The sequence below is a fragment of the Gordonia asplenii genome (genome assembly GCF_012933505.1).
Taxonomy (GTDB): domain Bacteria; phylum Actinomycetota; class Actinomycetes; order Mycobacteriales; family Mycobacteriaceae; genus Gordonia; species Gordonia asplenii.
Window position 1 is genome coordinate 1 of sequence record NZ_JABBNB010000047.1, and the last position, 18,941, is coordinate 18,941.

The 18,941-nt window shown below is 64.8% G+C and carries 16 protein-coding genes; 5 read left to right on the plus strand and 11 right to left on the minus strand.

Annotated elements, in window-relative coordinates:
• Window positions 1-506: 506 nt before the first annotated feature.
• Window positions 507-1,034: a ribonuclease FAU-1 family protein gene (locus tag HH308_RS27595; protein WP_170197497.1), complete on the plus strand. Its 528-nt coding sequence runs from the start codon at window positions 507-509 to the stop codon at window positions 1,032-1,034.
• 30 nt (window positions 1,035-1,064) lie between these two features.
• On the opposite strand, the gene coaE is transcribed toward HH308_RS27595, so the two are convergent.
• On the minus strand, window positions 1,065-2,255 hold the full coding sequence (coaE, locus tag HH308_RS27600; protein WP_170197498.1) for a dephospho-CoA kinase: 1,191 nt from the start codon (window positions 2,253-2,255) through the stop codon (window positions 1,065-1,067).
• Between the two features lie 128 nt (window positions 2,256-2,383).
• Between coaE and HH308_RS27605 the strand changes: the two genes are divergently transcribed.
• Window positions 2,384-3,472, plus strand: a complete 1,089-nt coding sequence (locus HH308_RS27605) for a DUF2332 domain-containing protein (RefSeq protein ID WP_170197499.1) — start codon at window positions 2,384-2,386, stop codon at window positions 3,470-3,472.
• 518 nt (window positions 3,473-3,990) lie between these two features.
• Here HH308_RS27605 and rpsA read toward each other — a convergent pair.
• Complete coding sequence (gene rpsA, locus HH308_RS27610) at window positions 3,991-5,460, minus strand: 30S ribosomal protein S1 (RefSeq protein WP_170197500.1); 1,470 nt, start codon at window positions 5,458-5,460, stop codon at window positions 3,991-3,993.
• Window positions 5,461-5,692: 232 nt separating this feature from the next.
• Here rpsA and HH308_RS27615 point away from each other — a divergent pair, with 232 nt between their 5' ends.
• Genes HH308_RS27615 through HH308_RS27625 form a run of 3 tightly spaced genes read left to right on the plus strand, consistent with a single transcriptional unit; the run spans window position 5,693 to window position 7,672 of the window.
• Window positions 5,693-6,277, plus strand: coding sequence for a DUF4189 domain-containing protein (locus tag HH308_RS27615; protein ID WP_170197501.1), 585 nt, complete (start codon window positions 5,693-5,695; stop codon window positions 6,275-6,277).
• Window positions 6,278-6,814: a 2'-5' RNA ligase family protein gene (locus HH308_RS27620; protein WP_170197502.1), complete on the plus strand. Its 537-nt coding sequence runs from the start codon at window positions 6,278-6,280 to the stop codon at window positions 6,812-6,814. It begins immediately after the preceding gene.
• A 39-nt stretch (window positions 6,815-6,853) separates the two neighbouring features.
• Window positions 6,854-7,672: a class I SAM-dependent methyltransferase gene (locus tag HH308_RS27625; RefSeq protein WP_170197503.1), complete on the plus strand. Its 819-nt coding sequence runs from the start codon at window positions 6,854-6,856 to the stop codon at window positions 7,670-7,672.
• A gap of 435 nt (window positions 7,673-8,107) precedes the next feature.
• On the opposite strand, the gene HH308_RS27630 is transcribed toward HH308_RS27625, so the two are convergent.
• The 9 genes from HH308_RS27630 to HH308_RS27670 form a co-directional block, all read right to left on the minus strand.
• Complete coding sequence (locus tag HH308_RS27630) at window positions 8,108-9,172, minus strand: isocitrate/isopropylmalate dehydrogenase family protein (protein ID WP_170197504.1); 1,065 nt, start codon at window positions 9,170-9,172, stop codon at window positions 8,108-8,110.
• Between the two features lie 5 nt (window positions 9,173-9,177).
• Complete coding sequence (locus tag HH308_RS27635; RefSeq protein WP_170197522.1) at window positions 9,178-9,930, minus strand: amino acid ABC transporter ATP-binding protein; 753 nt, start codon at window positions 9,928-9,930, stop codon at window positions 9,178-9,180.
• 14 nt (window positions 9,931-9,944) lie between these two features.
• Window positions 9,945-10,874, minus strand: a complete 930-nt coding sequence (locus tag HH308_RS27640) for an amino acid ABC transporter permease (RefSeq protein ID WP_170197505.1) — start codon at window positions 10,872-10,874, stop codon at window positions 9,945-9,947.
• Window positions 10,875-10,900: 26 nt separating this feature from the next.
• A complete protein-coding gene (locus tag HH308_RS27645; RefSeq protein WP_170197506.1) occupies window positions 10,901-11,755 on the minus strand; it encodes an ABC transporter substrate-binding protein in 855 nt (284 codons plus the stop codon).
• A gap of 340 nt (window positions 11,756-12,095) precedes the next feature.
• On the minus strand, window positions 12,096-14,753 hold the full coding sequence (polA, locus tag HH308_RS27650) for a DNA polymerase I (protein WP_246284892.1): 2,658 nt from the start codon (window positions 14,751-14,753) through the stop codon (window positions 12,096-12,098).
• An 87-nt stretch (window positions 14,754-14,840) separates the two neighbouring features.
• Window positions 14,841-15,623, minus strand: coding sequence for an ABC transporter ATP-binding protein (locus HH308_RS27655; protein WP_170197507.1), 783 nt, complete (start codon window positions 15,621-15,623; stop codon window positions 14,841-14,843).
• Window positions 15,610-16,671: an ABC transporter ATP-binding protein gene (locus HH308_RS27660; RefSeq protein WP_170197508.1), complete on the minus strand. Its 1,062-nt coding sequence runs from the start codon at window positions 16,669-16,671 to the stop codon at window positions 15,610-15,612. The genes HH308_RS27655 and HH308_RS27660 overlap by 14 nt, the downstream gene beginning before the upstream one ends.
• Window positions 16,671-17,864: a branched-chain amino acid ABC transporter permease gene (locus HH308_RS27665; protein WP_170197509.1), complete on the minus strand. Its 1,194-nt coding sequence runs from the start codon at window positions 17,862-17,864 to the stop codon at window positions 16,671-16,673. Before HH308_RS27665 ends, HH308_RS27660 begins: the two co-directional genes overlap by 1 nt.
• On the minus strand, window positions 17,861-18,931 hold the full coding sequence (locus HH308_RS27670) for a branched-chain amino acid ABC transporter permease (protein ID WP_211188931.1): 1,071 nt from the start codon (window positions 18,929-18,931) through the stop codon (window positions 17,861-17,863). The genes HH308_RS27665 and HH308_RS27670 overlap by 4 nt, the downstream gene beginning before the upstream one ends.
• Window positions 18,932-18,941 lie beyond the last annotated feature (10 nt).

The window sequence follows — 18,941 nt, forward strand, 5'->3', positions numbered from 1 at the left end:
GGTTGAGCCTGGATCCACCGGCCGAAGCGCCGCTCTGCTGGTTGAGCCGGACGAGGCGCTAGCCGAGTCCGTGTCGAAACCTCTCAGCCACAACGACTTTCGACGGTCCGCGCCAATATCGGCGATGACACCCGGCAAGTGTCGCGTGTGCACCCTATGGGTGCACACACCTCGATGTTCGATTCCATCGCAGTTCGACAAGTGCGCTGCAATCAAATGCATTGTGGTACAGAGGTTTCGACACGCTCGTCGCTAGCGCTCCTCGCGGCTCAACCAGCAGATGGGGCCTACCCTTCGGTGAATTCAGGTTGAGCGAGCGGAGCGAGTCGAAACCCCGCCGGCCGGGCAATGACGCAACCCGCGGCGTCAAGGTGGTTTCGACTCGGCTTCGCCTCGCTCAACCAGCGAACGGAGCGGACACCGCACCTCCCCCACCTGAACTAGGCACTGATGAAACCGGCCGCGGTCACACCACGATTGTCGGCGGCGAGTGATATGTGTAGTCCATGACTACTCACCTCCATCCGCCGAAGCAAGAGGTGTTCGACGTCCCCGCGCTGACCAATACCGATAACAAGGGGTTCGTGCGGCCCGTCGACGAGTACCGCCAGACCGACTACGGCCTGTACATGTCGCGCACCGCCGACCATCCCCGCTTCACCCACATGGAGAGTTGGCTGCTGCCCTCGCTCGGGTTGCGCGCCACCATCTTTCACTTCGTCGATGACCATCGGAAGGGCCAGCGCCTCTACCTCGACGTCGGGCAGTTCTCCGGCCCCGACGCCGACGGTCGCTGGCACGCGCAGGATTGGTATCTCGACTTGGTCGACGTCCCCGGACGGCCACTCGAACTCATCGACATCGACGAATTGTTCGAAGCTCATACCGCCGGACTACTGACGACGGGACAATGCGAGGAGGCCGTCAACATCTCGACCCGCACGCTCGTCGGAGCGGCGACACATGGTCACGACGTTCAGGCATGGCTCGACGCCGAGGTCGGCGAGCGGATGACCTGGCTGGATCGACCGTGACGATCACGCGGGTGCGGTGATCACGTCCATTCACTCTTCGCGTCCGACTTTCCAGGCGCTCACCCGACGATAGGCGTCGTCGAACCATGGCTCCTTCGCTTCCGCGTAGGCCTGTCGATCGCCGTCGGCGTCCGCCATCGCCTCCGCCTTGACTTCGGCATACTCCGCTCGCGCCAGCGGATCGTCGATCAGCCAGTCGCGGAAGTCGATGGCGAAGCGCTGTCCGGGCGAACCCGCCGCACGAATGTGCACGTTCACCGGGCGACCCGGATCGGCCGAACCGTGAAAACGCTTGGCCCACAACAGTGGATCGGTGATGTCTGTTTCGGGGTCCGGCTTCGGTCGATCCGACGTCACGTCGTCGACGCGGGGAAACCCGCCGTCGGCGAGGACGTCGGCGAATGCGTCGGCGACGTCGAGGTCGGCGACGGTCACTTGGACGTCGACGGTCGGCTTCGCGTCGAGTCCGCGGACCGACGTGGAACCGATGTGATCGATCGCAACCGCCTTGTCCCCCAACACCGCCCACAGTCGATTCACGACTTTGCGCCCTGCCGCGGCCCACGCCGGATCGGCGGCATCGAGCCGGAGCGGACCGGCGACGACGACCCGGTCGACGACGTTGCGTTCGAACGGAACCAGGCGATCGTCCCAGAGCGCGGCAGCAGCGGCGGCGAGATCGTCGGGCGTGCCCGAGTTGTCGAGCCAGGCATCGGCGACGTCGCGCCGCTGCGCCTCGGTGGCCTGCGCCTTGATTCGGGCGCGCGCGTCGGCTTCATCGAGGCCGCGCGACGTCGTCAGTCGGTGTACACGGACCTCCTCGTCGGCGTTGACGACGACCACAGCGTGGAAGAACGGGGCCGTGTGGTTCTCAACCAACAGCGGAATATCTTGCACCACAATCGAATCGGGCGGAGCTGCGGCGAGCAGCTCCTGGGTGCGCGCGCCGACGAGTGGGTGTGTGATGGCATTGAGCTTGCCACGCTGCTCGTCGTCGACGAACGCCTTGGCGGCTAGCGCCGGACGATTCAGCGAGCCGTCGTCGAGCAGAATATCGTCGCCGAACGCCTCGACGAGCGCGGCCAGTCCGGGACTGCCGGGCTCGACCACCTCACGAGCGACCTTGTCGGCATCGATGAGGTATGCGCCGCGCTCGATGAAGGTCCTGGCCACAGTCGATTTTCCGGCGCCGATTCCGCCGGTCAGCCCTACTCTGATCACCAGTCCAGTCTGACAAACGGCGCGGACACGAGGTCACTCAGCCCGCGATTCGATGGAAATTCGCTCCCGCCGTGGTCCACAGCGACGCTTTCGACAAGTAGCCCACCGGCTGAGCGCACAATGTCCCTATGCCGGACGCCAATGACCTCATCGCCGCCGACGTCGACCTTCAGGGCCGCGCGTGTCGCAAACTGGGTTCGCCGCTGTATGCCGATTTGATGGCTGCCGCGGCGGCCGAAGCCGCGAGAGGTGGGATCGTCGCGCAGATTCTGCTCCCACTCGCGTATGAGCCGGCGGGGTCGGCGATCACCTTGCGGCTCTTCGGCGCCGTTCATCGGCTCGCCCTCACCGGCGCGGCCCCCGATCTCGCCGCCGCCTACCCCAGCTGCGGTGGCGATCCGACGGCGATGACCGCGAACGAACTGTGGTCGGCGTTCGAAAATGCCTGTCGCGCAAACGAATCGGCGATCACCGCCCGGCTCGGCCAAGCACCGCAGACCAACGAAGTCGGCCGCGGCGTGGCCTTGCGTGGCGCACTCGACCTCGCCGTCGGCGCCGCGCGACTGCCGGTCCGCCTCGTGGAGATCGGGGCGTCGGCGGGGCTCAATCTCTTGGTCGACCGCTTCGCGTTGCGCTGGCCCGGCGGTTCGCGCGGGCCGGCGTCGTCGCCCGTCACGCTCGACGACGCGTGGACCGGAAGCATCCCCGACGACGTCGGGCTGTCCATCGTCGAACGCGGCGGCTGCGACATCCATCCGCTCGACGCCACCGCCCCCGACGACGCCCTCACGCTGCAGTCATTCGTCTGGCCCGACCAACGCACCCGGCTCGACCGGCTCCGCGGCGCCATCGAAATCGCCTGCACCACAACATCTTCCGTGAAGAATCAATCCGCTGACGAGTTTCTCGCCGAGATCGCCCCGACGTCGGGCATCCACACCGTCGTCCAACATTCGGTGATGTGGCAATATCTGCCCGACGACGTGCGGGCCGCCGCTACGGGCGAGCTCGAACGTCTCACCCGAACCGCAACGCCCGACGCGCCCGTGGCCCATATCAGCCTTGAACCGCCGCGCACCGCGGATGACGCCGACGTCGACTTCCGCGCCGCCCGACGTCACGGCGGTTTCATCGTCAGCGCTGGGTGTGCACCGTATTTCGACGACCACGTGGTCGGCTATTGCCCTCCGCATGGTCCGCCAGCACACTGGTTGTGATCTGACCAACTTCTACGTGCATCGCGCCAGGAGGCAGCGCTCGACACTTCAGCCTGAATTCACCGACTGCGGCACCATTTTCGCTGGTTAGCCGGGCTATTTCCGCTGGTTGAGCCGGGTCGGAGCGCCAACGCAGACCGGTGTCGAACCACCCTACGTCGACGGTGTCAGCACAACCGAACACCGTGGAGCAGTTGAGTACCTGCTGCGCGGCTCAGTATCTTGACACGGTCGGAGCTCGGCAGTGGGTAACGAAACCTGTTGTCATCACCGGGGTTTCGACTCGGCTTCGCCTCGCTCAACCGGCTGGTGGGTCAGCTCAGCAGGACGGATCGGCGAATCCAGGTTCAGTGGCTCGAATCGGACTGCGGGAGCCAAGAACTACGCCTACGGATCGTGCGCGCTCCACGACGTCCACGTCTAAGACTCGACAACAGCGCGGGCAACAACGCCGACAACAGAGAACTCCCCGGCCCACATCGGGCCGGGGAGTTCTTATCTAGCTGTTGCGCAGCGGATCAGGCGTTGCCCGACAGCTTCTCGCGCAGAGCGGCGAGCTGCTCGTCGCTGGCCAGCGAGCCACCCGACGATGCCGGTGCCTGCGACGAACCGCCGGAGCGGTTGTCATCCGACGACGACGAGTAGTCCGACGGAGCGTTGGCTGCCTCGGCGGCCGCGGCGGCGAACTTCTCCATCTGGGTGGTGTGCATCTTGTGGCGACGCTCGGCCTCGGCGTACCGGGCCTCCCATGCGCGCTGCTGCTCCTCGAAGCCTTCGAGCCACTCGTTGGTGTCGGCGTCGAAGCCCTCGGGGAAGATGTAGTTACCCTGCTCGTCGTAGCTGTCGGCCATGCCGTACTTCGACGGGTCGAACTCTTCGGTGTAGTCCTCGTTGGCCTGCTTGAGGCTCAGCGAGATCCGACGACGCTCGAGGTCGATGTCGATGACCTTGACCATCGCGTCATCACCGACGGCGACGACCTGATCCGGCACCTCGACGTGGCGCTCAGCCAGCTCGGAGATGTGGACGAGGCCTTCGATGCCCTCTTCGACGCGGACGAACGCACCGAACGGCACCAGCTTGGTGACCTTGCCGGGCACGATCTGGCCGATGGCGTGCGTACGTGCGAACTGACGCCACGGATCTTCCTGAGTTGCCTTGAGCGACAACGAAACACGCTCGCGGTCGAGATCGACGTCGAGAACCTCGACGGTGACCTCGTCGCCGACCTGAACAACCTCGTTCGGGTGGTCGATGTGCTTCCACGACAGCTCGGAGACGTGCACCAGGCCGTCGACGCCGCCGAGATCGACGAATGCGCCGAAGTTGACGATCGAGGACACGACGCCCTTGCGGACCTGGCCCTTCTGCAGCTGGTGCAGGAACTCGCTGCGGACCTCGGACTGGGTCTGCTCGAGCCATGCGCGACGCGACAGAACCACGTTGTTGCGGTTCTTGTCGAGTTCGATGATCTTGGCTTCGATCTCCTTGCCGATGTACGGCTGGAGATCGCGGACGCGACGCATCTCGACGAGCGACGCCGGGAGGAAGCCACGCAGGCCGATGTCGAGGATGAGGCCGCCCTTGACGACCTCGATGACGGTGCCCTTGACCGCCTCGTCCTTCTCCTTGAGCTCCTCGATGGTGCCCCACGCGCGCTCGTACTGTGCACGCTTCTTGGACAGGATCAGGCGGCCTTCCTTGTCCTCCTTGGTGAGGACGAGGGCTTCCACCTCATCGCCGACGTTGACGACCTCGTTGGGGTCGACGTCGTGCTTGATGGACAGCTCACGCGAAGGGATGACGCCTTCGGTCTTGTAACCGATGTCGAGCAGAACCTCGTCACGGTCGACCTTGACGATGGTGCCTTCCACGATGTCGCCATCGTTGAAGTACTTGATCGTGGAGTCAATCGCGGCGAGAAAATCCTCAGCCGAGCCGATATCGTTGACGGCTACTTGCGGCGAGGTAATCGTGGGGGACGACATATGTTGAGTTGCTCCGGACAGGTATGTAGTAGGTGTAAGTTCGTCTTTGACGTGGTCAAACCGATCACCCCCGACGGGGATCCAGGCTCGGACACGACGGCGCGCGCGAGACTTCACGCGCGCAGGTAACACTACGCCTTCCCCATTGTGCTGGGCAAACGGGCTGCGTTATACGATCTTCGACGCCCACCAACCAGCGGTGGCACACGACATTTCGAACGGGGGAAGTCTCGTGAATCGCAACAGTAACGCCGCGGCGTTGATCGCACTGGCGGTCGTCGGATCCCTGCTGGTGCTGGGCCTCGTCGTCGGCGGCGTCGGCTTTCTCGGTTACCGGTTGATCGAGAACAAGCGGCACGACATCGCCCACAGCGCGCATTCCACGACGTCCACCGCCACGTACACGGTGACCGAGTCGCCGTCGAGCACCTGGGACACGACGTCGACCACCACTCCCACGACAACGACGACGACGACGGAGACGATTCTCTACGGCGGCATCGCGTACTCGGGTTCGGGCGCGTATGAGACCCGCGTGGACACCGTCGACGGGACGGCCACCAAGACCGAGGCCGTGAACAAGTGCAACAACTCGATCTGGAGCAAGGGCTGGAGCTCGGCGAGCTACTGCGGCTACGTCCCGATTCAGACCGGCGAATGCGCCTCGGTGGCCACCGCGACCGTCGCCAGCGGCTGGGGCCCGACCGGCTGGGCATCGGGGTCCAACGGACGAAGCGTCATCGTCGCGGCGGCGCTCGACAAATGCAACGGGCTGGGGCAGGGCGTCTGCCACGAACTCGTGACGGTCTGCATGTAGATGACACATTCGATCGAACTCCTGCCCGACCCCGCCGCCGACCGGCTCATCCGCGACCAGTGGTCGGCACTCGACGACGCAGGCATTCCCAACCGCGGAAGTCTGCAGGCCGAAACCAACCGCCCACACGCCACTCTCCTTGCCGCGCCCTCGATCGATGTCAGCGCGCTCTCGGCATTGACGCCGCTCGCGATGCGGCTGCCGGTCAGTTGTGGCCTCGGCGCGCTGATCGTCTTCGACGCCGGCGAGCGGCACACCCTGGCCCGACTCGTCGTCCCGTCCAGCGAACTGCTGTCGATCCACGCGACCGTCGTCCGACTCAGCGCGCCGATGCTGTCCGACGATCCGGCATTCGCACATAGTTCGCCGGGCAATTGGACACCGCACATCACCCTCGCCCGACGCCTCACCACCGCCCAGGTGGGCGCCGCACTCGACGTCCTCGGGCCGGCGGGTTCCCGAGTCACCTTCACCGCGCTGCGCCAGTGGGATGGCGACACCGCGACCGAGAACATCCTGCGCGGGCGGGATTGTTAGGGCGCGCGCCGACGACGCCGCTCGCGCGAGGAGTAAGCGATGAATGATCGGCCGCCACAGAATCTCGGCGACATCGATTCAGTGGTCAGCGAACGCGCGAATCGCCACTGGTGGGATTTCGACGCTGACGAGTACCACCGGACGCATGGCGACTTCCTGGGCGAACACACGCGTGGCGGCGACTTCGTCTGGTGCCCCGAGGGACTGCGCGAGGCCGACGCCCGACTGCTGGGTGCCATCGAGGGCCGCGTGATTCTCGAAGTGGGCTGCGGCTCGGCGCCCTGTTCTCGGTGGCTCGCCGCCAACGGCGCGCACCCGATCGGCATCGACATCTCCAGACAGATGCTCGCACATGGCATCTCGGCGATGTCCGACGACGCCGTCGCCGTCCCGCTGATCCAGTCGGGCGCCGAGAATCTCCCGTTCGCCGACGAATCCTTCGACCTCGCCTGCTCATCGTTCGGCGCAGTGCCCTTCGTCGCGGACTCGGCCCGCGTGATGGCCGAAGTGGCCCGCGTCCTGAAACCCGGTGGCAGATGGGTGTTCTCGGTCAACCACCCGATGCGCTGGATGTTCCCCGACGACCCCGGCCCGGCAGGTCTGACCGTGTCACTCCCCTACTTCAACCGGACACCGTATGCCGAGTTCGACGACGACGGCGTCGCCACCTACGTCGAGCATCATCGGACCATCGGTGACCGGGTACGTGAAATCCGTTCCGCGGGACTGATTCTCGACGACATCGTCGAACCCGAATGGCCGGAGAACTTCGATCGCGAATGGGGCCAGTGGAGTCCGCTGCGCGGCTACTACTTCCCCGGCACGGCGATCTTCTGTACGACGAAGTCCAGCGGCTGACGAGATACCACGGGTTACCACCCCGCTCCCCGAGTGCCGAAGCAACCACCCCGCTCCCCGAGTGCCGAAGCGAGCTCGCGAGCTTCGGTGTAACGAGCCTCGACACCGCTTCGCTGGTGGACGCGATAATGCAAGATGCCATGTCCAGTCAAACCTCTGAACTGCGGAGACATGGCATCTTCCTTACAGGGGCGGGTGAGACGAGAGAGCAACTGAACCCCATCCAGTTGAGTCCATCCGTGACAACGGACCGATCAGCCGAGCACGAGTCGCCGCATCAGAGTGAGATGTTCCCCAAACGCCCAGAATCCGCCGTTTTGTCCGGTCAGGAGCCCGAAACGGAGAACATCTCAGCGCCGCAGCCACCGACATCCGGGCAGTACTGCCCACAAGCCCCACCCGTCACAACGAATCGTTGGCTGTCTGACCTCGACGTCACACGCGTTCGGCGACGGCCTGGGCGAACTCCGCCGTACTCGCCGCGCCGCCGAGATCGGCGGTCGACACTCCGGCGGCGACGGTCGCCGCGAGTGCTGCGTCGATCGCCCCGGCCGCAGCGAAGATGCGCTCATCACCGGACCGTTGCGCCAGCCATGCCAAAAGCATTGCGGCAGAACCGATCATCGCCGTCGGATTCGCTATGCCGCGCCCGGCGATGTCGGGTGCAGCGCCGTGCGCGGCCTGCGCCATCGCCTTCTCCGACGAACAGTTGATCGACGCCGCGGTACCCAACGAGCCGGCGAGTTCGGCGGCCAGGTCAGACAAGATGTCACCGAACAGGTTCTCGGTGACCACGACGTCGAAGTCGGCGGCACGTCGCACCAGATGGGCGGCCATGGCATCGACGTGCTGCTGCGACACCTCGACGTCGGGGAAGTCCCGCCCGACGTCGAGGCAGGCGTCGCGAAACAGTCCGGTGGTCATCGTGAGCACGTTCGCCTTGTGCACGATCGTGAGCTTGCCCCGGCGTCGACGCGCCCACGTAAATGCTTCGCGCGCAATGCGTTCCGACGCCGCGCGGGTCACCACTCCGACGGCGAGCGCGACGTCGGGGGTGGGCATGAATTCGCCCGAGCCGGTCGCCATGTTGCGGTCGGCGTACAGGCCCTCGCTGTTCTCGCGCACGATGAGCAGGTCGATACCGGGTGACATCGCGCGGTCGGCGGCGAGCGCCCGTGACGGGCGCAGATTGGCGAAGAGGTTGTAGCGCTTGCGGATCACCGCGCCGGGAGTCAGTTGTCCGGCGAATTCGGCGGGGTAGCCGGCCGAATCGTGCGGGCCCAGAATCCACGCGTCGAGGCCGTCGAGAGCCCGCAGCGTCTCGTCGGGCGCGGGCGTGCCGTGCGACTCGATCGCCGCGGCGCCGAACGGAAGATCAACCCACTCGACGTCGATCTCATTGCGCCCCAACGCCGTTGACACCACCGTCGTCGCCGCCGGCACGATCTCCGGGCCGATGCCGTCACCGTGCAGAACTCCGATGCGCAATGAGTCTCCCATGCGAGTCAGAGTAGCTTCGACAGGAATCCCTTGGTCCGCTCGTGCTGGGGATTGGACAGCAACTCGCGCGGGTCGCCCTTTTCGACCACGACGCCGCCGTCCATGAACACCAGTTGATCTGCGACCTCCCGGGCGAACCCCATCTCGTGAGTCACCACCAGCATCGTCATGCCGGACGCCGCGAGCTCCCGCATCACGTCGAGAACGTCGCCGACGAGTTCGGGGTCGAGCGCCGACGTCGGCTCGTCGAACAGCATGAGCTTGGGATCCATCGCCAGTGCCCGGGCGATGGCGACGCGCTGTTGCTGACCGCCGGACAGTTGCGCGGGATAGGCGTCGGCCTTGCTGGCCAACCCGACCTTGCTCAGCAGATCCCGGGCCCGCTCGACGGCCTGGTCCTTCGGTTTGCGGGCCACCTGGACGGGTGCCTCGATGACGTTCTCCAGCACCGTGCGGTGTGGAAACAGGTTGAAGTGCTGGAACACCATGCCGATGTCGCGCCGTTGGCGCGCAGCGTCTTTCGGACTCATCTCGTACAGTTTGCCGTTGCGCTCGCGGTAGCCGATCAGATCGCCGTCGACGACGAGCCGCCCCGCGTTGACCACTTCGAGGTGGTTTACGCAGCGCAGGAACGTCGACTTGCCCGACCCCGACGGCCCGATCAGGCACGCCACTTCGCCACGGTTCACTTCCAGATCGATGCCCTTGAGCACTTGCAGCGCACCGAAGTTCTTACACACGCCGTCGGCGCGCACCATTGGCACGGTCATCGCTACACCCCCTTGTCGGTCTTGGTATCGGCGGCCGCCGCCAACGCTTCGAGTTGACGTGCGGAGAGCTGTCGGCTCGCGCCGCGCGAATAATGCCGTTCGAGGTAGAACTGTCCGATCATCAGCAAGCTGGTGACCGCCAGATACCAGCTCGACGCGACGATCAGCATCGGGATCGGCTGGAAGTTGACACCGGAGATGTCGCGCGATCGACCATACAACTCCAGACTGAACGGCACCGCGGCCACGAGGCTGGTGGTCTTGAGCATCGAGATCACCTCATTGCCGGTCGGCGGGATGATCACCCGCATCGCCTGCGGCAGCACGGTGCGGCGCATCGTCTGCGACCACGACATGCCCAGCGCGACCGAAGCTTCCATCTGTCCTTCACCCACCGACGAGACACCTGCGCGCACGATCTCGGCCATGTACGCGGCCTCGTTGAGGCCCAATCCGAGCACCGCGAAGGCGAATGCCGCATTCAAGCTCTGAATATCGAAGTGTGCGAATTGAACGACGAACGGAATGCCGAGATCGATCCGCTTGTAGATCGACGGCAACAATCCCCAGAACACCAACTGCACATAGACCGGAGTGCCGCGGAAAATCCACAGGTACACCCACGCCGAATAGCTGAGCACCTTATTCGGCGACAGACGCATGATCGCGAGCAGAACGCCCAACGCCACGGCGATGATCATCGACAGCACGGTGAGGGCGAGGGTGTATCCGACACCCGACAGGATGCGCGTGTCGAACAGGTACTTCGCGTAGGTGCCCCAGCGATAGGCATTGTTGGTCGCCGCACCATAGACGAACAGCGCGGCCGCAATGATGATGACGGCGGCCGCGATCCACTGTCCCGGATGACGCAGCGGTACCGCCTTGATCGAGGCGCCGGCGTCGCGCGCCGGTGTGTCGGGTTCAGACATCGACTCTCCTACTATTGTTTCGCTGCCTAATTCTTTGCGGCGCCGTTGATCTCGGCTTTGGTGATCATGCCCGCCTGCACACCCCAGTGCTCGGAGATGGTGCGGTAGTAGCCATGATCCATCAGATACTGCATCGCCTGCTGCACCGCCGGACCGAGCGATGACCCCTTCATCAACGGCAGCCCGTACGGCGCGGAATCGTAGACCGGGCCGATCAACTCGAGTTGCCCGTCGGTCTTCTTCACCGCGTACGCCGAGACCGGCGAGTCCGCGGAGAAGGCGTCGACTTTGCCGAGCAGCACCGCGTTGACCGCCTCGTCCTGACTGTCGAATTTCACTTTGATAATCGCCGGTTTGCCCTGCGCTTCACATTTCGCGCTCTTGGCCGGTACCTCGTCGGTGTCCTCGACGGTGGTCGCCTGCACACCCACTTTGAGTCCGCACGCGTTGTTCGGATCGACGTTGTCGCCGGTCCGTTGCGCCCACTGGACGCCCGCGCTGAAATAGGTGACGAAGTCGACCTGCTTCTCGCGCTCCGCGGTGTCGGTGAACGACGACATTCCCAAATCGAAGGTCCCCGCCTGGATCGACGGAATGATCTTGTCGAAATCAGATTCCTTGAAGATCGGTTTCAGGCCGAGGACCTGCGATAGTGCCCGCAGCAGATCGACGTCGTAGCCGATGATCTCGCCGTCACGATTCTTGAACTCGTTCGGCTGATATGGCGGATTGGTGCCGATTCGCAGCACGCCCGAATCGCGGATCTGCGCCGGGACGAGTGCGGCGATGTCGGGTTGTTTGGCGACGGTCACCGTGATCGGCTTGGTGTCGAGCAACGACTCGTCGTTGGTACACGACGTCAACGTCATTGCGAGGGCCATCGCCGGGACGGCGAGCAGTATCCCTGCGCGCCTGAAGCGTCGTCGTATCACTTTCACCCTCACGTGTGTGGTGTCACTGTCATTGCCGCGCAACGGCACAACGGTACGTACTGACAAGAGTCGAACTTACTTTTGTTCAGGACGCGGTGTGCACCGAATCGCACAGTCACCTCGTTGTCTGCCGCGCCCGGTAGACCTGCGAGCGGGCAGTGTGCTCTGACCGCACGACGTCGCCCATGCCGCGCGGGTACCGAGCACGTACCGCCGAACCGCCGCGAACAAACGGCGACGGGTGTCTGATGCTACCGCTCCATCGCCGGAGCGGCAGTGCATAGCGCACTCAGTGCGCGGCGTCGTCCCACGATGAGCCGAAACCGACCGAGACATCAAGGGGCACTTTCAGTTCGATCGCCGAGCCCATCTCTTCGCGGACCAGCTTCTCGATCGCGTCGTGCTCGCCGTCGGCGATCTCCAGCACGAGCTCGTCATGGACCTGCAGCAGCATCCGGGAGCGCCGCTCCTCCGCGTCGAGTCGCTTGTTCACGTTGATCATCGCGACCTTGATGATGTCGGCGGCGGTGCCCTGGATCGGCGCGTTGAGCGCCATCCGCTCGGCCGCCTGGCGACGCTGCCAGTTGCTGTGCGTCAGATCCGGCAGGTAGCGGCGACGCCCGAAAAGTGTTGCGGTGTATTCGTTTTTGCGTGCCTCGCCGACGACGTCGCGCAGATAGTCGCGCACTCCGCCGAACCGGGCGAAGTAGGCCTCCATCTGTTCGGTCGCCTCGTCGCGGCTGATGCCCAGCTGTGCGGCGAGACCGAACGCGCTCAGACCGTAGGCCAGGCCGTACGACATCGCCTTCACCCGGTGCCGCAGTTCCGCGGTCACCTCGTCGATGGGGACCCCGAACGCCCGCGCACCGACGAAGTTGTGCAGATCTTCACCGGAGTTGAAGGCCTCGATCAGCCCGGCGTCGTCGGAGACGTGGGCCATGATCCGCATCTCGATCTGGCTGTAGTCGGCCGTCATCAGCGATTCGAAACCCTCCCCGACGACGAATCCCTTGCGGATCTGCCTGCCCGCGGGGGTGCGCACCGGGATGTTCTGCAGGTTGGGATCGGTCGACGACAGGCGTCCCGTCGCGGCGATCGTCTGGTTGAACGTCGTATGGATACGACCGTCGGGCGCAACGGATTTCAGCAATCCGTCGACGGTCACCTTCAGGCGGGTGGCGTCGCGGTGCTCGAGCAGATGCGCGAGGAACGGATGCTGCGTCTTCTCGTAGAGTGCCTGCAGTGCATCGGCGTCGGTGGTGTAGCCCGTCTTGGTCTTCTTCGTCTTGGGCATGTCGAGCTTGTCGAAGAGAATCGTCTGCAACTGTTTGGGCGAGCCCAGGTTGACCTGCTCGCCGATGACTTCGTACGCGGCGTCGGCTGCGGTTCGCACGCGGCTGGCGAACTCGGCTTCCAACGTCTCGAAATGCTTGGTGTCGACAGCGATACCGGTTGCTTCCAGCTCCGCGAGTACGAACAGCAGCGGCAGTTCCAGATCGGCGAGCAGCGACCGCGACTCGATGTTGTCGAGCTCGGTGTCGAACGCGTCGGCCAGCTCCGCGACGGCACGTGCCTGCAGCATCTGCTGCTGCGCTTGCTGATCATCGGAGGCGTCGGCGTCGAGCAGCGACATCTGGCCGTCGTCGGGAGTGCCGTCGGCCTTCAATTCCCGGCGCAGGTAACGCAGTGCGAGGTCGTCGAGGTTGAAGGTGCGCTGTCCGGGGCGGACCAGGTAGGCGGCCAGCGACGTGTCGCTGGTAACGCCCTTCAGTTGCCAGCCGCGGCTGCGCAACGCGTGAAAAGCCCACTTCGCCTCGTGGACGGCCTTGTCCGCTGATTCGTCGGCGAGCCAGTCGCCGAGGGCGGTCTCGTCGTCGGGGTCGATGACCGCGGTGTCGATGTAGGCCGACACTCCGTCGGCGGCGGCGATGGCGATGCCTTCGGTGTCGGAATCCATCACCGACTGTGCCCCGACGATCGACAGTCCGCTGCGGCCGGTACGTGCGTGAGCGTCGAGCCACGCCCGCACCTCGCCGGCACTGAGCAGTGCTCCGTCGACCTCGAACCCCTCGTCGGCCTCCGGTTCCACCGAGCTGAGCTGCGCGAACAATCGGTCCCGCAGAACTCGGAACTCCAGCTCATCGAATAGTGCGTGCACTCGTTCGCGGTCCCAGCCGACGACTTTGAGATCCTCTGGACCGGACGGCAGGTCGACGTCGCGGATCAGTTCGGTGAGCTGCCGGTTGGTCTGCACCGACGCCAGGTTGGCCCGCAGTGCGTCGCCGACCTTCCCACGCACCTCGTCGACGTGATCGACGAGCGACGCCAGCGAGCCGTAATCCCGAATCCACTTTGCGGCGGTCTTCTCGCCGACGCCCGGGATGTTGGGCAGGTTGTCGCTCTTGTCGCCGCGGATCGCAGCGTAGTCGGGGTACTGCTGAGGCGTTAGTCCGTACTTCTTCTCCACCTCTTCCGGTGTGAAACGAGTCAGATCGGAGACGCCGCGCTTGGGGTAGAGCACGGTGATGTTGTCGTTGACGAGTTGCAGCGCGTCGCGGTCGCCGGTGACGACGAGAACGTTGTAGTCGAGGGCGTCGGCCTGGGTGGCCAGCGTCGCGATGACGTCGTCGGCCTCGAAGTTGGCCACCGAGAAGTGTGGGATGCCGAGGGCGTCGAGCACCTCCTTGATGATGTCGACCTGCCCGCGGAACGCGTCCGGCGACGACTCGCGCTGCGCCTTGTACTCGGGAAACATCTCCGACCGAAAGGTCGTGCGCGAGACGTCGAACGCGGCGGCGAGATGTGTCGGCTGCTCGTCGCGCAACAAGTTGATGAGCATCGACGTGAAGCCGAACACCGCGTTGGTCACCTGCCCCGTCGCCGTGGTGATGTCCGGCGGAAGCGCGAAGAAGGCGCGATAGGCCAGCGAGTGGCCGTCGAGGAGCATCAGGGTGGGCGTCTGTTGCGCGGTGTTGGCCTTGGTGTCACTCACCGTGTGGAGTCTAGTGGGTAGGTGTGACAGGGTTGGCCGCGGTCAGGCGACGCCGAGGTAGGCGTCGCGCACCGAGTTGTCGTGCAGCAGCGCGCGACCGGCACCTTCCTTGGTGATCACCCCGGTCTCCATGATGTAGGCGCGATCGGAGCGGCTCAGCGCCTGCTGGGCGTTCTGCTCGACGAGCAGGACCGTGGTGCCGCCCGCGTTGATCTGTTTGATGATGGCGAAGATCTGCGCAATCACCTTGGGCGCCAAGCCCATTGACGGTTCGTCGAGCAGCAGCAGACGTGGCCGGGCCATCAGGGCCCGGCCTATCGCCAGCATCTGTTGCTCACCGCCGGACATGGTGCCGCCGTACTGCCCGCGGCGTTCGGCGAGGCGCGGGAACAGCTCGAAGACCTGGTCGAGAGTTTCCCGGTAGGCCGCTTTCGACTCGAATTTCCTTGCGTAGCAACCCATGTCGAGATTCTCCAGCACCGTCATACCGGGGAAGATGTGGCGCCCCTCGGGTACTTGGATGATTCCACTGCGCACCCGCGCGTGCGTCGTCGTCGCGGTGATGTCGGTGCCTTCGAACATGATCCGACCCGTCGTCGGCTTGTGCAATCCGGACAGGGCACGCATGGTCGTCGACTTTCCCGCACCGTTGGCACCGAGCAGAGTGACCAGTTCGCCGTTGGCGACGTGCAACGAAATGCCGTGCAGCGCTTCGATTCGGCCGTAGTGGACGGCAAGATTCTCGATCACCAGCAGGGGCTGCGCTTGCGGTGGAGCGACCGGTGTCTGCCGGTCGCCGTCGAGTGTTCCGTCAGGCGATGTCATCGTCGGGCACTCCCAGGTAAGCCGCAATCACTGCGGGATTTTCACGAACTTCGGCCGGTGTGCCGTCGGCGATCTTGCGTCCGAACTCCAGTACGACGATCCGGTCGGTGACGCCCATGACCAGGCGCATGTCGTGTTCGATGAGCAGCACCGTGTAGCCGTCGTCGCGGATCTTGCGGATGAGATCCATCAGGGCGGCCTTCTCCCGCGGGTTGAAGCCGGCCGCCGGCTCGTCGAGACACAGCAGCTTCGGTTCGGTGGCCAGCGCCCGCGCGATCTCCAGTCGCCGTTGGTCGCCGTAGGACAGGTTCGACGCCTTCTCCGCGGCTCGCGACGCGATGCCGACGAACTCCAGCAACGCCATGCCGCGATCGACGGCGTCGTGCTCCTCGCGGTAATGCCGCGGCGTCCGGAAGACGGCGCCGACGACCGACGTCTTGTGCCGGGCGTCGGTGCCGACGGCGACGTTCTCCAGCGCTGTCATCTCGCCCCACAACCGCACATTCTGGAACGTTCGGGCGATTCCAAGGCGAGTGATCTGGTGCTGCTTGACCTTTCCGAGCAGCTTGCCGTCGAATACGACGGTGCCCCGGCTCGGCCGGTACACGCCGGTGATCGCGTTGAAGCAGGTCGTCTTGCCCGCTCCGTTGGGCCCGATGAGTCCGAGGATCTCGCCGCGCTTGATGTCGAAGGAGACGTCGTCGAGCGCCGCGAGACCGCCGAACTCGACGGTGATCCCGTCCACCTCGAGCAGCGTCTCCCCTTCTGCCGATGCCATTTCCCGTTGCGGCGCAACGATTCCCGCGACGGCCTCGGGATCGGCGAGTGCCGGGTCGATGGCGGCCGGGTCGACGATGACGGTGGTATCGGGGGTGTCGACCGGCTCCGGGGTGATCGCCTGTGTGCGGACCGGTTCGGGCGACGGCGGCGGGTCGGCGGGTCGCTCACCGTGTACCTCGGGCGCCGCATAGGTCTGCTGTCGAACCTCGCCCGGCCTGGGCTGCTGGACCGAATCTGACGTCCAGTCGTCGGAACGTCGATGTCTCATCAGTGCGCCTCCTGCGCTGCGGCGTCGGACTCGGGGACGCGGCGAGCCGTCGAGTAGACCTTACGACCGAAGGTGACCAGCCGGGCACGCGCCGGGAACAGTCCTTCCGGACGGAAGATCATCAGCAGCACCAGCGTGATGCCGAAGAACAGGTACTTGTAGTCGCCGAGTGACTGGCCGCCGATCTCGATGCCCTGAACTCGCGCAGGCAGATACACCACGACGAATGCGCCGACGATCACGCCGAATTTGTTGCCCTGCCCGCCGAGCACGACGGCGCACAGGAACAGCATCGAGTTGATGACGGTGAATGCCTTGGGATCGACGTACTGGACTTGACCGGCGTAGATCGCGCCGGACAGGCCGCCGACGCCGGCACCGATGACGAACGCCCAGAGCTTGTATTTGAAGGTGGGCACCCCCATGATCTCGGCGGCGTCCTCGTCTTCGCGGATCGCGATCCAGGAACGACCGACACGGCTGCGTTCCAGGTTGCCGACGATCAGCAGCACGATGATGATCGCGACGATGCCGAGCCAGTACCACCAGATGCCGTAGCTGATGCCCGAGTCGTTCGAGTTGGAGAACACGCCGTCGGGGTGGGCCGCGGACTTGCCCAGCTCAGGGAACAGGACGTCGTTGAGGCCGGCGGCGCCGTTGGTGAGCCCGGTGAGATTGTCGGCGAGAAGCCGGACGATCTCGCCGAAACCGAGAGTCACGATCGCCAGGTAGTCGCCGCGGACACGCAGCGTCGGGGTACCCAAGATCACGCCGGTGATCCCGGTGATCACGATCGCGACCGGCACACACGCCAGCCAGGCCCACGGCCCGGAGAACAACCCGTGGTCGGCGCTGCTCCACAACGGACTCGCCGAACTGGTCATCAACGCGACCACGTAGGCGCCGACCGCGTAGAAGCCGACGTAACCGAGGTCGAGCAGGCCCGTCTGTCCCACCACGACGTTCAGGCCGATGGCAATCAGCGCGACCATCGCGACCTGAGCCATCGTCGCACCGAAGTCGACCGCCGTCGTCGAGATGTAGGGCGGATCGATGACGGGCAGGAGTGCGAGCAGCAGGATCACCGGTGAGCCGACGAGCCACTGCATCGGGCGCGGCAGGTCGTTCCAGCGAGCGCGCAACGACGCCCAGGTGGCCCCGACTGAATTCTGTGCGGCTGGCTTGTCGCTCATACGCGTGCCTTTCCGAGCTTCTCCCCCAGGATGCCGGTGGGCCGGAACATCAGAACCAGAATCAACAGGGCGAATGCGACGACGTCCTTCCACTGATTCCCGAAGACCACCGAGCCGTAATTCTCCATGACACCGAGCAGCAGGCCGCCGACCAATGCGCCGCGAACGTTGCCGATGCCGCCGAGCACCGCGGCGCAGAACGCCTTGATGCCCAGGATGAACCCGCCGAAGTAGACGATATTGGTCGGAATGCGCAGCGTGTAGAACAACGCCGCAGCACCCGCGAGGATGCCGCCGATGAGGAAGGTGACCATGATGGTCCGCTCGCGCGACACACCCATCAGCAGTGCGGCATCGGGATCCTGGGCGACCGATCGGACGCCGCGCCCCAGTTTGGTCTTGTTCAGCACGAGGTCGGTGCCCAGTGCCAGGCCGATCGCGACGACGATCGTGACGAGCGTCAGGTTCGAGACCGGTGCACCGAAGAAGTGGAACTGCGTGGTGGGGTCGACGAGTTTGATCTGTGGCTGCGCTGTGGTGCCACCGAGTCGCGGATCGGTCGGGATCTTCGGCAGCAGATAGTGCACCACTTCCTGCAGGACGAAGGACATGCCGATCGCGGTGATCAGGAAGGACAGCGGTTTGGCGTTGCGGCGTCGAAGCGGGCGATAGGCGATGAACTCCAAACCGACTGCGGCAGTGCCCGATACGGCCATTCCGACGAGACCCGCCGCCAACAGGTAGCCGATCGTCATCAGAGTGCCGAGATTGTAGGTGTCGCCCGACGGTGAGAACCCGAGCAGTAGCAGACCCACGTATTGGCCGAACATGCCGAGCATGAAGATCTCGGAGTGTGCGAAGTTGATCAGTTTGAGGACGCCGTAGACCAAGGTGTAGCCGACCGCCACCAGCGCGTAGATCGCTCCGTAGGCCAAGCCCTCGATCGTCAGGCTCCAGAAGCCTTCACGGAGGGAGTGAAGGTCGAAGGTGATGTCGGAGGCGAGTATCTGCGGGTCGAGCACATGGGGAGTCAGCGCAGCCGACTCGGCAATTGTGTGCACAATCATTCGTGAGGTT

Coding starts and splice junctions, on each gene's coding strand:
- HH308_RS27655 (WP_170197507.1), bottom strand. CDS start 15,623: ATGACATCGCCTGACGGAACACTCGACGGCGACCGGCAGACACCGGTC.
- HH308_RS27630 (WP_170197504.1), bottom strand. CDS start 9,172: ATGGGAGACTCATTGCGCATCGGAGTTCTGCACGGTGACGGCATCGGC.
- HH308_RS27665 (WP_170197509.1), bottom strand. CDS start 17,864: ATGAGCGACAAGCCAGCCGCACAGAATTCAGTCGGGGCCACCTGGGCG.
- polA (WP_246284892.1), bottom strand. CDS start 14,753: ATGCTCCTCGACGGCCACTCGCTGGCCTATCGCGCCTTCTTCGCGCTT.
- HH308_RS27605 (WP_170197499.1), top strand. CDS start 2,384: ATGCCGGACGCCAATGACCTCATCGCCGCCGACGTCGACCTTCAGGGC.
- HH308_RS27645 (WP_170197506.1), bottom strand. CDS start 11,755: ATGGCCCTCGCAATGACGTTGACGTCGTGTACCAACGACGAGTCGTTG.
- HH308_RS27640 (WP_170197505.1), bottom strand. CDS start 10,874: ATGTCTGAACCCGACACACCGGCGCGCGACGCCGGCGCCTCGATCAAG.
- HH308_RS27670 (WP_211188931.1), bottom strand. CDS start 18,931: ATGATTGTGCACACAATTGCCGAGTCGGCTGCGCTGACTCCCCATGTG.
- rpsA (WP_170197500.1), bottom strand. CDS start 5,460: ATGTCGTCCCCCACGATTACCTCGCCGCAAGTAGCCGTCAACGATATC.
- HH308_RS27595 (WP_170197497.1), top strand. CDS start 507: ATGACTACTCACCTCCATCCGCCGAAGCAAGAGGTGTTCGACGTCCCC.
- HH308_RS27620 (WP_170197502.1), top strand. CDS start 6,278: ATGACACATTCGATCGAACTCCTGCCCGACCCCGCCGCCGACCGGCTC.
- HH308_RS27660 (WP_170197508.1), bottom strand. CDS start 16,671: ATGAGACATCGACGTTCCGACGACTGGACGTCAGATTCGGTCCAGCAG.
- HH308_RS27635 (WP_170197522.1), bottom strand. CDS start 9,930: ATGGTGCGCGCCGACGGCGTGTGTAAGAACTTCGGTGCGCTGCAAGTG.
- HH308_RS27625 (WP_170197503.1), top strand. CDS start 6,854: ATGAATGATCGGCCGCCACAGAATCTCGGCGACATCGATTCAGTGGTC.